The following is a 15,690-nucleotide window of genomic DNA, read 5'->3' as shown; positions in this document are numbered from 1 at the left end:
ACTAAGATAATATGACAATAGATAAATAATGTGCTTCTCGATTTATTCAATGTCTCCTAGAATAAATACATTTTGTTTTTTATTCAGTAACGTACCCTTGTTTCGCCTTTAATCCAGGCTCATCATACTTGTTTAATTGTTTAAACAATTCTGTTTGCATCATTTTTGCTATTTCTGAATACGCTTTATCGTAGTAAAAGTTTATTAGCTCATCTGGATCTTTTTCTAAATCAAATAAATACGGTTTCTCATTTTTATCAATAACCAATTTATAACGATCACTAACAGCTGTTACCCACCAACCACCTGACTTGGCGTAATATGTAATTCTATCGCTATTTACTACTTTTTCTGAATTTGTAAAATCTTTAGAAGTATCTAAACCATGAAATTCCACATCTGTTTTTACATCCATCAGGCTTAATATTGTTGGTGTAAAATCTACATTTGTATATGCGGTGTTAATCACTTTTTCAGATGGTATTTTTTTAGGATAACGAATCAAAAATGGAATTCTAGAAGACGCTTCATATGGCACACCTTTATTTCTTCGGTTGTGTTCAAAAAACATATCTCCATGATCGGAAGTGAAAATAATTATGGTGTTCTCTACTAAATTATTATCATCCAAAAATTTAAGAATACGTCCAACACTATCATCGATATGACTCACCATTCCAAAATATTGCTTTAAGGCATTTTTTTCTTTATTATTTTCAAAAGATTTACTGCCAATAGTTTCGTTCTTGGTTTTATCTGTTGCCCAAGATGGTTTAATGGCTGTGTATTCTGGCGACATTGTTTTTGGTGCTTCAATCTTTAAATCCTTGTACATAACATCGTAAGGCGGACGCGCAACATCTGGTGTGTGCGGATCTGGAATAGATAACATGATAGCAAATGGTTTGTCTTTATCGCGCTCAAGAATTTCGAGTGTTTTATCTGTAAAGAAGTCCGTTACATGAATGATTTCTTCCTCAGGTAATTTAGCCGCGACTTTTTCATTAATTCCTGTTATAACGGAACCGTCTTTAGAAAGTTTGAAATATGGTGCATGACCACCACGCATCATAAAACGATTGTCTTCAAATCCTGCTTTATACTTTATTCCGAAACTATATTTATCATGACCTGCCAAATGCCATTTACCAACATAAGAAGTGGCATAACCTTGGTCTCTTAAAATGGTTGCAAAGGTTGGAACATCCTCACTTAAATGTAATCCGTTTTTTGGAGCACCAGTTGCTTGTGGATATAAACCTGTTACCAAAGATGCTCTTGAAGGTGTACATACTGGTGAAGCAGCATAATAGCTTGTGCTTATAGCACCTTGACTTGCCAATTTATCAATATTTGGTGTCGTGGTATTATTCCCTTTTCCCCAAACAAAAGCTTGCTCTTCTGATAATAATTTTTGATACGCACTTATGGTTCTAAAATTATGCTCGTCTGTATGGATAATGATAATGTTAGGTTTCTTTTTAATATTTTTCTCTGTTGTTATGGTTGTTTTATTTCCTTTTTGTGCATTACAAGACAATACCATGAAACAACAAACGAAAACTGATAATTTTAAAAACTTTGAATTCATATTATTCTAATTTTACACAAGATTATGTTCTTTTGACTTATAATTCTAAAATTGGTTTAATTTAAAACTCTAAAACAGAATTTGGTGGTAAAGGCACGTTATTTGCTTTTCGCCATGCTACTAATTCCGACAGCAATACTTTAGATTTTCCTAACTCCATTTCTGAAAGGTTTTTACTTTCTGAAGCATCATTTTTCAAATTGTATAATTCTAATTTTCCATCAGTTAAAAATTGAATTAATTTATAATCTCCTTTTCGTATTACAGAACAGGTTCCGTGTTTATAACGACTTGCCAAATGCCAAAATAATGGTCTTTCGTTAAGTGATTTATCATCACTTTTAAATAATGGTATTATTGAAGCTCCATCTAATTCAGAACTATCGTAATCTTCCGTTTTAGATAAATCCATTAACGTTGGAAAAATATCTAAAGCAGTTACCGCAACATCACTTCGTCTTGGTGTTACTTTTTCAGGCCAGTTCACTAACATAGGTACTTTTATTCCACCTTCGTAAATATCGCCTTTTGCACCTCTTAATTGCTTGTTTGCACTTGCCATCCTGTGGTAACCATTATCTGATGTGAAAATGATAATAGTATTTTCTCTTAGACCACTTTCATCTAAAAAATCTAATACACGTTTTATATTATCATCAACAGACTCCACCATTGTAGCATATTTTATGGCTAAATCTCTTAGTTTAGCATTTCTACCAATACCTTGACCTAAAACAGAATCGACAGGTTTGTTTTTATATTTCTCGTACAAAGCGTCACTTCTAGACCTAATGGCTCTGTGGACTGCGTAATAATTTAAGTTGATTAAAAACGGTTCGGTTTTATGCGATTTCATAAAGTCAATAGCCTCGTCTGTTAATCGGTCTGTTAACCAATCATCATTTGCCTTTTCTCTTATAAATGGATTACTAAAAGGTGCCCAATAACCACCAGCAACACTTTTGTAACCACCTTCCTCAAAACCTGGATCACCTCTAAAAGTACCTCCAACATTTTTTATAAAACCACGTCCTTCTGGATAATATTGAGCAATTTCCGGTTTTTTATGTGTTTCTACCCAAGAATAATCTCCTGGTTCTGGTTGTGTTAGTTTTTGTTGAAACGGAAACGGCATGGCTAATTCTTTTTCAGGATATGGGCCAACGATATGATATTTTCCAATATGAATAGATTTATAACCAGCTTCTGCTAAAGGTTCTGCATAGATTGGATGTTCTTTTCCGACTGTCCATCGTGAAAAAATATTTTCTTCGGCTGTTCCTTTTTCTAAAACCGGAACGGTATAAACGCCTGTTCTAAACGATTGTTTTCCTGTAAAAATTGCAGTTCGAGATGGAGAACAAGTTGGATACATGTAGGCATTATCTAAAACTAAACTTTCTTTAGCAAGGGCATCCAAATTTGGTGTTTGAAAATATTTAGAACCGTTAAATCCGACATCTGCATAACCCAAATCGTCTACTAAAACGAAAACAATATTTGGTTTTTTAAAAGTTTCAACATTAGAAGATTTTTCCGTTTTACACGAGAAAAAAGCAATAATTATTACAAGTAGTAAACCCTTTTTCATTTTATCTATTTGTTTAAAATAATTAATTTCTCTCCAAATGCGATTCCCAAGCGTCTTTGTCCTTCTGCATTGTAATGCACATTATCTGTATGTTTTGGATAATCGCTCCAATTAGCATCTGTCGTTGTTTTAATAATGTCTGCGTTTGCATCTAAATTAACAACATCCTCCATTGCTTTTCTTACCATTGCAGGCCCTAGTTTTTTAAACTTACCATATCTAGAGTTAATTTGTCCGATAACAAATGGCATATTTTCGACACCAAATTCATCTCTATAACTTTGGGCTAATAGTTTTAGATTTGCTTCATAGGTTGTTGCGCTAATCTCTTTAGCCGCATCGTTTTCACCTTGCATCCAAGCCAAACCAATAATTTTATAGGTTTTATTTTGAGTTTCTAATGCTTTTAGATTGGCCCTAACATCTTGAATATGCATATTATAAAGCTTAATATTTTGTTTCTTTGGTTTTTCAACAGCTTTTGCTTTTTCGGCTGTCCAATTAGGATTCCAAGCGCCATATAAAGCCGTTCCGCCTTGTGAACATTTTATTAATAAGAATTCTTGGTCAGGATTATTTTCAGCTAAGGTTAAACCTATAAAAATTTCTGGCCCAAAGCGTTTTGTAAACTCATATTTTTCTGATGGTTTATTATCATAATAAGATAATGGTTTTGCCTTACCACCATTAAAACTTAGTGAAACTCGACTTGAAATCTTTTCAATTCTTTTAATTTCTGAAGGATCTAATTGATCAAAATCTCCTGCACCTTGCATGTTTGATTGTCCTGCTAATAAAACGACTTGCACCTCTTTTTTATCCTCAGTTTTAGTTTCAACATTCTTTGTTTTACATCCTGTAAAAATGAATACCATTACAAAAATGAAAATATATTTTTTCATCGTTTATTTTTTTAATCCTTTATTGCTATTAAACTTTAATGTCTTTTGTGAAACCGCATCTGCTTTCAATACATTTTTGGAATTACCTTCGTATGTATTATTACTAATTTCGACATTATTACAATTAATTAAATCGAACATAAACGCATCAGGATATTGTTGTTTTTCAGTAAAGGTTTGTTTAATAGTATTGTTTCTCACTATTAATCCATCTACTCTATCTGCCCAAATAATTCGGTTATCGAAAGTTTCAATGGTGTTGTTTTCAAAGATTATATTTCTATCGTAAAGCACAGAATCATCAAAGGTTTTGCCTAGTCTTGGTGACACTTTTAAAATGGCATGTTCTGCGCCACCATAAGCGCAATGGATAAATCTATTATTTCTAATTAGCACATCTTCGACATTACCAGACTCGTACCAAAAAAAAGTTTCTCCTCGTAACATAATTGAAGACATCATTGATGACAAATCATTGTCTTCAATAATTATTTTCTTTGGTGTTTTAATAATAATATTTCTTGCCCTATGATCCCTAATGGTATTTCCGCGCATTGTAAAGTTTGGATTCCATGTTTTATTTTCTAAAATATCTCCTACTTTCAAATCTGTTGGGATTTTGGAAGTAAAGGTTAAATCTGTATAATCATCATTAATAACTTTAACTTTTGTTACAGAATTGGTTTCTCTTCGTTGCGGATTTGGTTGTTTAATAAACCAAACCTCATCATTAACTCCTGCAAACTGAAATCCCTTTTGCTGTTTGTGCTTTAATGCAACTCTCACCGTTTTACTATCGATAATTTTATCTACTGCTACATAGGTTCCATGGACGTTTGTACCATCGTCGTACATACCTTCTATTCGGCAATTTTCTATTAAAATATCACCTTTACAATTGGCAAAATGTGTAGCATCTGCAGTTGCAGATATCATTCGGTCTGAACCTTCTCTTATATAAATTCCAGAGTTTATGATTTTAATGTTTTCCGATCTTTCAAACAAAAAACCCATTCCTAAAGCGTGATGAATTATTACTTTATCAAATACAATGTCTTTTGAATTTCTGGTTAAAAATGCAGGTGCGTATCTATTATTATCATGATCACCTTTAGATTGTAAAACAGAACCTACGCGAGGATAATGTTTTATTCCTTTAACGTAAAAACGCAATAATCCGTTTGGTTGTTTTTCAACAGAATCTGGATGTAGAGACATGTCCCAAGCACCATAATCGACTGCTTTGGTTTCTTTATTGTGTGATAATGTGCTTCCTAATTCTGAATAGCTAAAACCATTAATATTTGGAAATGTAATTTTACCTTTTTTTAGTTCCCAAGAAAATCCTTCGGTATATGGTTTTAAATCGAACCATTCTTCGGCTTTATTAATTTCAATAATATCACCTTGAAAACTGAAAGGAATATCCCAATCTATAACAATATTGCTAACTCTAATTTTATTACACTCCTCAAAATCGAAAGGCATGGCTTGTCCATTAAAAATAAATTCTGACCCATTTCCTTCAATTTCAACAGAGTTAAATCCATCAAAATTGAAAATTATTTTTTTGAACCCATTACTATGATTTGTAACATACATGTACTTACCAATAGCGTAATCTGTTTTGAAGGTGTAAGTGCCTTTTTCGAAAACAAGTTTGATATCTTTTTCTTTGGCGTTTTTAATAGCTTCTCGAATTGTCATTGTCATGTCTCCTTCAGAATGAACTATGTCAATAATTTCCGTAGCGTTTGAATTACATGACATTAATAGACTGAAAATGATAAGTAGACTGATATGTTTAATTTTTTTCATATTATATTTTAACGATAAACTATTTTTTTTCTAAAATACCTTACAGGTTTTGGAAACCTGTCAGGAAAAATAAACTTATAAATTCACTCCACTTCCTTGTAAGGATGCATCATGACTCCACATAATCATCCAAGGATCTTTAGTTTTGGTTTGAAAGGCTTTCATTTTGGTTTGCATAGTTTCTAACACCTCTTTAAAAGCTTCATTTGTTGCTAGATTATTAGATTCGTTTGGATCTTTACTTAAATCGTATAACTCAAACTCTGGTCTGAATAAATAATCTTTTACTTTTTTAGGTCCAAAATACTCGATGTCATTTCTGTAAATAGCTTGCCATGTAGACGATGCCCATAAATCTGATGCAAATGGGTATTCTAGTTGGTAAGCTATGTTCCAAATAAGTTTATAATTATCACTTCTTACAGCACGCATTGGATAATACATGGTAATTTCGTGAAATGTGTGTGAGGCATAAATTTCGTCCCAACCTTCAACTTTTTCTTTTCCTATAACATCGTTAAAAGAATTTCCGTGAAATTTATTTGGCTCAAAATCGACCTTAGCCATATCTAGAATGGTTGGTGTTAAATCTACCCAAGAAATCATAGCGTCACTAGTAATTCCCTTAGCATCTTTAGTTGGGTCTTTTATAATACATGGTAATTTAATTCCTGGTTCGTGCACTGTAGTTTTTGCTCCAGGAAATGCCATTCCGTTATCAGAAATATAAAATACGATTGTATTTTCTGCTTTACCAGTGTCTTTTAACATTTGCATTAATTTTCCAAAACCTTGATCTATACGCGATACACTTTGGTAGTATTCTGCAATTTCTTCTCGTGTTTGTTTGGTGTCTGGTAAAAATGCTGGTACTAAAACATCTTCAGGTTTATAAGTAATAGTTTCAACATCTTTATAGCCTTCTTTTTTGTTTCCAAAACTGTTTGGCGCATCCCAAGGATCGGGAGTAAATGGCTGACCTCTATGTGGATCGTCTGTACAGAAATATAGGAAGAATGGTTTGTCTGAGTTTAGCACATCTGCACATTGTTCTGCCATTTCAACGGTGTTTCTTGGATCTGCCTCTAATACTTGATTAAAATGATATACTTTTTCTGGTGCAACATGATATTTTCCAATTCGAGCTGTTTCATAACCAGCTTTACTAAGTAATACGGGAAGTGATTTAATACTATCATAAGTACTAAAATGATGATAATCGTGTACATGCCCATAAGAACCTGTAGCATGACCAAACTGACCAGAGAGAATAACAGAACGACTAGCAGCACAACTTGCGCTGGTGCAATACGCGTTTGTAAATTTGGTGCCTTCTGCAGCTAACTTATCTAAGTTTGGTGTTTTGATTATAGGATTTCCATAAGCTCCTAATGCATCCGTCCCGTGGTCGTCTGATACAAAAAGGATAATGTTTGGTTGATCTCTATTGTTCGTGTTATTTACAGCTACTTCCTTTTGCTTGGTATCACAGCTATTGAAACTGATAATTATTGCAAGTAGAATTATTTTGAAACTATATGTTTTCATTTGGTTGTTTTAAGAGATTTCTAATGAAATAAAAAGCCGGAATAGCGTAATGTTATTTCGGCTTTAATGCTGAATCTATTTAGACTAATTCATTAGTATTTAAAATGTTCAATAAATTAAGTAAAACATTAGGTGACATTTGTATTTACTAATACATAAAATGTATCTATCCATACGAATCCATTATAATTCCTTTTCAAGCTCAATATCAATAAAACGAAAACCACCTAAAGGGATCTCAATTTTGATTTCAGAATCTGTATTTACTTTAAATTCTTCATTATTCAAAATATCTTTAATCTTTACTACTTTAATGTTATTAATTTTAACTGTAGCTGTCTCTGCATTAGGATTAATGTATCCATTCTCTACAATAGTTAATCGTAAATGTTTAGGTCCTGTTTGTGCTACAACCCAACCTACGTTTCCAGAAACTGATAATGGTAGTTTAGATGCGCTATTTATAATATCCTCTTCAATAACCTTATAATACTCACTTGGTTTGTAAGTGGTTTTACCATCTGGTGACATATAGTTTTTACCATCTGTATGGTATTCTTTCATAATATTTTTATACCAAGGATGTATATTTTCTACTAAAGGTTTTCTAACTGCTTCTTTGTCTGCAAAAACGCCGTTTTGAGGTGGTGTTATTAATACCATACCATTATTATACTTCGGAATAAAATTTAAGCGTCTCTCCTTTGCTCCTGCAGCATACCTTGAAAAATCCCATTCGGTTAAAGGTGCACCTGGCCAAGTCCCATTTAATCTACTAAATGCAAAGTCATCTAAATTATCTCCTTCCTTTTTAAAAAACGTTAACCATTTTACATTGCTTGAGCTTGTTACGTACTCTTCATTAGGATTATTAATACTTAAATGTACAGGCGAAAAACTTAAAATATCAGAACGTTCTGGAACGTATAATGCACCTTCGGCTATTAAATCCCAAAGTAAACTCATATACTCTTGATCTACTGGAAAGTTATCGATATACTGTGCACCACTGGCAATAGAATATACCATGGTTCTTAAAAAATGGTTTGGCAACGTTTGGTTAGAATGCTGACGTAAACGATCAAAACTAGTATTATCTCTAGCTCCACGTACACCCCAACTATCTACAGATCCACTAGCCCAAAGTCCTAGTCTTGAAGTAAAACTTAGCTCCATAGACTTATCTGTTGTTTCCTCCATTGCTGGCACAAATACGTTTGCATATTTACCAGAAACTAAAGGCTTCCACATTGGCATGTAAACATCTGCTTGCCAAAACAAATGCTTGTTACGCATGTACAAATTACCATTTCTGGTCTTAGCATGATTTGCTAAAGGCCAATACATTTCATTCATAACATATTTAAATTCCTCTGAAGCATCAACAACTTCTGGGTAAATTAATACTGTTTTATTTCCATTGGCAAAATCCATACCTTTTTTAGTAGTTTCTACTTGATACATAAATGGATCGTTACCGTGTCCTCCCCAATATGAAATACCTTTACCATTAGATTTTTGATGCTTTTTCTTAATAATCTCTAACACTTCATCTTGAGATAAAATATATTTCATTCTGCGGTCACGCTTATTTCTATATTTCTCACTTGTCATTGAAGAACGATCCCATTTTTCTTTATCAAAGTTTCCTCCCGTTAAGAAAATTGGATTATTATATTTAGCCTCAATTTTATCAATTTTTGCTCCAACACCTTGCTTTTTTCTATTTTCTGACATGAAATATACTGGAGCAGATTCTTTTTGATATGAAGGTTTTTTAAAGCTTTTTAAATTTTGTTTGATATCTGCAGAATTAGATAGAATCTCCTGTATTTTACCTGGTGGATTCAATTTTTTATAATCGCTTTTCCAATCGTTATTATCAAAATCAATAATATGAACAGCACTACCTCCACTTTGTGCACTAGCCAATATTACTTTGTTAGCATTAGGATCTTTAAACATATCATTAAAAGAAAATCGTGTTGGTATTACTTCCGCATTACCTTGCGGTTCTCCAATATTAGAGAGAACTATATTACTTCCAAATAAAGCCATATAAGCTGGTTTACCGTTGTTATCTATAACTTCTGGTTGTATAACACGATACATGCCTCTTTTCAAAGATTCTTTATCTTTAGCTTTACTTAAATCTTGAACGCTTTGATTATTAGGGGCTTTTATATCCATAATACGGAACGTCATTCCTTTAGCTTTAGCTCCAGTACGTCCTAATAAAATTTCACTACTACCATCTGCATTAGCATCAACAACTCTTAAGTCTCCATAAGGTCCACGTTTTTTTACACTAACAGTTTCAAAAGGCAACTTGTCTAAAGGGTTAAATAAATAGATTGATCCATCGCCATTCATACTATTTTGAACACCATTAACAATTAAAATGTCTTTTCCATTAAGCTTTCCTGGTCTTAAAAAATTGGCAACATGTAAACCAGATGGAGGTAATTCTTTATGTGAATTACCAAATGGTTTTTCTATAGAATATGTTTTTGAAGCTATTTCGTTTACCAATTCTCCTTTTGGAGATACGTAGTAAAAACTATTATCGAAACCACCACAAACCACATACGCTTTGTTGTCTTTATTAACAACACATACTGAATACATTGGTGCGTCATTCTGTTTAAATTGCCAAAGTAAATCACCTTTGTTATCTAAGCAGTACACAGAACCATCTGCATTGGCTGCTAAAATTTCATCGTTACCATCATTATTAATATCTGCTGCCCAAATATCATGGTTCATATAACCAGATAGTTTGTTTTTCCATAAAATATTTCCACTATAACTTACTGCTACAATAGTTCCTTCATAACTAGTTGCTGCTATATAGGTTTGATTTTTGTTTACTGCAGTTCTTACTTTGGTAATTGTTAAACCAGTTTCAATGCTAAGTAAACCTTGTTCTGGATTTTTTGCTATTTGCTTGCTATCTTGTGCAGAAGAACAATTAATTAGCGTAAGTGAAATTACAATGAAACAGAAATGTTTTAATGTTTTCATGTTGCAGGATTTTATCATTCGTGTTGTTATTATTTATGAATTGAACATATGGTTTATTACTGTAAATATCTTATTACAAATTGCGATTAATGTATGCTGAAATAAATATAATGTCTTTGTGAATAATTCTAGACTAAAAACAACAAAAAGACCGCTAATAAGCGGTCTTTTTAATAAAACATAATATTTAAAGAAATTTACTCTTTAACAAATCTCTTTGTTGCAACTCCTTTATTAGATGTCAATTTAATAACATAAACACCATTAGATAGTGTAGATACATCTAAAGTATTTTTAACTGTATTAGAAGATATTACTTCTTTACCAAGTAAATCGTAAACAGCTACATTGCTAATAGTATTATTAGTAGAAATGTTTAATATGTTTTTTACTGGATTTGGGTACAAGTTAAATGCACTTAATGTGTTTTCTTCTATACTTAAAGTACTAGGGTCTACAATCTGAATTCGGTTAACCTCTATTGATCCACCATCTAGATTACCAGCTGTATTTACAAAACGTAATCTTAATTGAAAACTTCCAATCCATGTTGTGCTTCCTGCAGGAACATCAATTTGGTAAGATTGTTCAGCTATGTCTGCAGCAGTAATAGCTATTGTTTCTATAGTAGTTACACCTCCAGATACCGTTTGAAGTACTAAACTGTTAGCATTAGAGTTGTTTTTAAAATCAAGAAGAACAGTTGTTAAAGTAGTTGGATTACCAATATCATTAGCACTTTTTCTAAGCTGCAAGTTACTTCCTCCACTGCCTGTTGTTGCTGTTAAAATACCTGTAGTTGCCGAGTGACTTGATGAACTACCTGGACCGTTTACTGAAAAACCTTCATCGTCAGTATCGAATGTGTAATCAATTTGAGCAAAAGATGTAGTACAAACTACAAGCGCTAATGCCATAAATGTTTTTTTAAGTAAAGTTGTTTTCATAATATTTGTTTTAATATAGTTTTTAATTAAATCAAATGTATTTATGAATAACAAAAAACATGTTCCTTATGGTTAATTGTTTGTCTTTATGAGTAAATTTATACAACTATAAGCAAAGTTAATTAGTAATTTTTCTTTGACTCTGAGGCATACTTTCCGGGAGATGTTTCGTACTTCTCCTTAAAAACTTTAGTAAAATGTGTTCTGCTTTTAAAACCCGTCATTGTAAATACTTCGTTTACAGATAATCCTTTTTGAGCTAAAAGATCTGCGGCTTTTTTAAGTCTATATATTTTTAACAACTCGAAAGGTGTTTGATTTGTTAGCACTTTTACTTTTTGATAAAAGTGTGTACGATTAAGATATAATTCCCTAGCAAGATTATTTAAATCGAATTCTTGATTATCTAAGTTTTCTTCAATTAAACTATAGAGTTTTTCTAAAAACGCATTATCATTTCTGTTGTTCTTATTATTCTCTTTGGTTAATGGAATACCAACTTGATAACGCTCTCTAAGTTGCTTTCTAATGGTTAATAATGCTTCTACATTAGTAATTAAATGCTGTACATTAAACGGTTTTTTAATATAAGCATCTGCACCATCTCTAATGCCTTGAAGATGGTCTTCTATATTTGTAAGCGCAGTTAATAGAATAACAGGAATATGACTTGTTTTTAAATCTGATTTAATTCTTAAACACAAGTCTAAGCCGTTCATTTCTGGCATTTGCACATCGCTAATTACAATATCTGGCCACTCGTCTTCCATGGCTTCAAAACATTCTTTACCGTTTCTAAAAGACTTTACTTCAAAATAATTAGCGAGTAAATTAGAAACAAAGTTTCTCATTTCTAAATTATCTTCAGCATAAAAAATAACAGACTTTTTAAATTCGCCAGAAGTAACAATATCTAACGCTGTATTTTTTTGAATAAGCTTAGAACTTACAGATACCTCTTTTTCTTTTGGTAAATCAATTTCATTTAGAACATCTGTAGGTAAATGCTTTTTTACAATTGGTAATCGAACAGTGATAGTTGTTCCTTCGTTTTTAATACTCTCCGCAGTAATAAAACCGTAATGCATTTCTACTAATCGCTTTGAGAATGCTAAACCAATTCCAGAACCACTAATATGTGTATTATCCTTATTTTGCGATTGATAAAAACGTTCGAAAATATGTGCCAGATCTGCGCTATCTATTCCTTTACCTGTGTCTGTAACTTTTAAAATTAAGTCTTTGTCGTTTTCTTTAGTGTACTCTACTTTTATTAAATCGTCTGTACTTGTATACTTGAAAGCATTATTAAGTAGATTATTAAACACTTTCTCTAACTTCTCTTTATCTGCCGAAACGATAATTATAGAGTCGTCACCAATAAACTCTATTTGTTTACTATCATTATCTGCCAAAAACTTAAAATCTACAATTATATCTTTAATAAAAGTATCAAAATTAAATCGCGAATAGTGCATTTTAAGCATATTTGCATCTGCTTTTCTAAAATCTTGAACCTGCTCTATTAATTGTTGTATTTTTTTAGACTGTCTTGTTATTAAATCTAACTTTTCATTTGCATCTGGATTATTTCTAAAAGATTTCTTAAGTACATCTAATGGTCTTGAAATTAGCGTTAATGGTGTTTTAATTTCGTGTGAAATATTTGCAAAAAACCTTAATTTGGCTTCATTAACTTCTTCTACTTTATCTTTTTCAAATTGTTCTATTTCTACCTTATGATTTAAGCTTTGAATTTTAACAATAACGCGAACAATAGTATATGCCGCAAGTAATCCTAAAAAAGCATAAACCAAATAAGCTAAATTAGTATTCCATTTTGATGGTTTAATCTCAATATTTAAGGTTTTGGGTTCAGTCCAATCGTTTAAAGAATTAGAAGCCATGACGCTTAATTTATACGAACCAGGTTGTAAACCGTTATAAGAGATTGTTTTTTGGTTTGATGGCACCTCTATCCATTGCTCGTTAAAAGGGAGTAATCGGTACTTTATACCATGGTTTTTTGGATTTAAAAAATGTAAACTTGTAAAATCTACAGAAAACACATTTTCGTTATGCTTTAGGGTGATTTTATCAACTTCAGAAATACTTTTAGAGAGCAGCACTCTTTTATTAATAGTATCTCCCGGTATAATTTTTTTATTGAAAATTTTAAAATTTTCGAATGTTATCTTCGGAAGTGCTTCTGCATTTGGAACATCGTTTGGATTAAAGCTAATAATCCCATCAAGACCAGACAACAATAACATACTATTTTCTTGACGACTAGAAGCATACCAAAAATCTTCGAAAGCTAAACCGTCAGAATTATTGAATTTTCTAAATTCTCTTTTTTGAGTATTAAATAAGTTTAAGCCAATATTTGTAGCGACCCACAAGTTATAATTATTGTCGTAAAGTATGCTTTTTACAACATTATTAGACAATCCATTTTTTTCTGTAAACGAAATAAAAGTTGGTGTTGTATTAGAATTTAACACTTTACAAATCCCACCGCCTTCTGTACCTATCCATAAGTCGTTATTAGGTAATCTTATTATTGAAGTTACAAAGTTACTAGAAATAGAATTTTCATTTAATCTATTATGTGTAAAAGACTCTATATTAGACGCTTTTACTGATACGCCTTTATTATTTTCTATTTTAATTAAACCTTTAGACTGTGAGCCTACCCAAACAAAATCATAAACAGGATCTGCATAAACACGTCTAGTAATTAGAGTTGTTTCACCTTTAAAAAATTTATTATCACTTAATTTTTCAAACGTTTTTAATGCATTATTGGCCTTTAAAACAATTTTATAGACATTAGTATTAGATGCAATCCATATATTTCCAAATTTATCTTCAGTAAATGATCGTAATGCAAAATTAGTGTTGTTGCTAAAAACAATACCCTCTACTTTTTCTATAGTCTTGCTTCCATTAGTAATTCGTCTTAATCCATTTTCATCTCTAAACCTTAACCATACATTTTCTTTAGAATCAACATATACTGCTGATATTAAAGACAAATCGGTTTTAGAAATTTGAAATGGGAGCCTTTCAAACGTATTACTTTGGGTGTTTAATATCGTTAAACCTCCAAGAGAAGAAGTTAAATAGACTCTATTTTTATCGATTGAAGTAATATGAGTCACGCTAGCTGAACCTAAACTAGTAGTAAAACTAGAGTTAGTACGAAAATTACAAAACGGATTTTTATTGGTATCAAACCTATATACACCTTCATTAAAAGTTGAAAACCAACAATTATTATTTGAAGTTGACATTAGACTACTAGCTCTTAAAATAGGTAAACCGTCATTAAAAGTTTTTATATTAAAATTGTCCTGAGATTTAAAATTCTCAACATCTTCAATAGAAATTAAACCTTTATTTAAAGTACCTAACCACAAGTTGTTTTTTGTATCTACAACAGCACTATTAAACTGGTAGTCACTTAAATCTTTACGTTTTAAACGGAATGATTTATCTTTAGAATTCTTATTTTTTTCAATAATAGCGACACCATCAAAAAGTGTAATAAGAAAAGAATTATCATCAAGTTTTGTAATAGAATTACTATAAGTAATGTCTTTCTCTAAAATATTTTTAAATGTTTTGGCTTCAAAATCAAAAACCAGTAAACCTTGTGAAGTACTAATTAAATAATTAGATTTATCAACTTGCAAGCCTTTAAAAAAAGTAAAATCACTTTTCTGTTCTGGAACATAATGACCTATAAATGTGTAATCCTTGCTATTAAAAACAAACAAGCCATTACTTTCTGTTACACAAATACTTAAACCATTAGTCTTATTAATGATTATATCTCTAATTTTTAAAGATTGAAAACCAGCCTTACTTAATGCGTGAGATGTAAGTTTTCTATAATTATCTAGATCATATTCATAAATTGTAACGCCTTCATCTGTTCCGATCCAAATATTATTTTGTGCGTCTTGATTTAATGCTCTTACTCTATTACTTGTTAGAATATTATTATCTACAGTGTTCTTAATTGTTTTTAGCTCGTAACCATCATACTTATTAATACCCTCGTAAGTACCAAACCATAAAAAACCTTTAGAATCTTCTAACATTGAAGTTACTCCATTATGAGCCAAACCTTCGGTTATTGTTAGTTTTTGATGATAATTAAGCTCATGATTTTGAGACGTTACACCAAAAACAACGCAGATCAACAAGACAAATAATAAACAATGTTTTTTTAGCATATAACTTTTCCAGATTTACAAGAAT

8 protein-coding genes are annotated in these 15,690 nt (G+C 31.4%); all 8 read right to left on the bottom strand.

All coding sequences use genetic code 11. The features are described from left to right. Positions 1 to 79: 79 nt before the first annotated feature. The gene (locus tag ACVCZW_RS04110; RefSeq protein ID WP_452229127.1) at positions 80 to 1,591 is read right to left on the bottom strand and encodes a sulfatase family protein; all 1,512 of its coding nucleotides are present in this window, start codon (positions 1,589 to 1,591) and stop codon (positions 80 to 82) included. Between the two features lie 61 nt (positions 1,592 to 1,652). After that, positions 1,653 to 3,182 (bottom strand): sulfatase, encoded by a 1,530-nt coding sequence (locus tag ACVCZW_RS04105; protein ID WP_055445668.1) that lies wholly within the window; start codon positions 3,180 to 3,182, stop codon positions 1,653 to 1,655. Positions 3,183 to 3,187: 5 nt separating this feature from the next. Next, on the bottom strand, positions 3,188 to 4,084 hold the full coding sequence (locus ACVCZW_RS04100) for a sialate O-acetylesterase (RefSeq protein WP_055445667.1): 897 nt from the start codon (positions 4,082 to 4,084) through the stop codon (positions 3,188 to 3,190). Between the two features lie 3 nt (positions 4,085 to 4,087). Continuing rightward, positions 4,088 to 5,902 carry an alpha-1,3-galactosidase-related protein gene (locus ACVCZW_RS04095; RefSeq protein WP_452229128.1) on the bottom strand — a complete coding sequence of 605 codons (1,815 nt, stop codon included), beginning with the start codon at positions 5,900 to 5,902 and terminating at the stop codon, positions 4,088 to 4,090. Positions 5,903 to 5,977: 75 nt separating this feature from the next. Further along, a complete protein-coding gene (locus tag ACVCZW_RS04090) occupies positions 5,978 to 7,450 on the bottom strand; it encodes a sulfatase family protein (protein ID WP_452229129.1) in 1,473 nt (490 codons plus the stop codon). Between the two features lie 183 nt (positions 7,451 to 7,633). Beyond that, complete coding sequence (locus ACVCZW_RS04085) at positions 7,634 to 10,474, bottom strand: PQQ-binding-like beta-propeller repeat protein (RefSeq protein WP_203458113.1); 2,841 nt, start codon at positions 10,472 to 10,474, stop codon at positions 7,634 to 7,636. Between the two features lie 197 nt (positions 10,475 to 10,671). Continuing rightward, on the bottom strand, positions 10,672 to 11,421 hold the full coding sequence (locus ACVCZW_RS04080; protein ID WP_452229130.1) for a T9SS type A sorting domain-containing protein: 750 nt from the start codon (positions 11,419 to 11,421) through the stop codon (positions 10,672 to 10,674). A 122-nt stretch (positions 11,422 to 11,543) separates the two neighbouring features. Next, entirely contained in the window at positions 11,544 to 15,665 is a 4,122-nt protein-coding gene (locus ACVCZW_RS04075; protein ID WP_452229131.1) for a hybrid sensor histidine kinase/response regulator transcription factor, read from the bottom strand. Positions 15,666 to 15,690: the final 25 nt, after the last annotated feature.

The organism is Lacinutrix sp. MEBiC02595, from assembly GCF_053601555.1.
The sequence above is the reverse complement of the archived record's forward strand: the minus strand, read 5'-3'. Positions and strand labels throughout refer to the sequence as shown.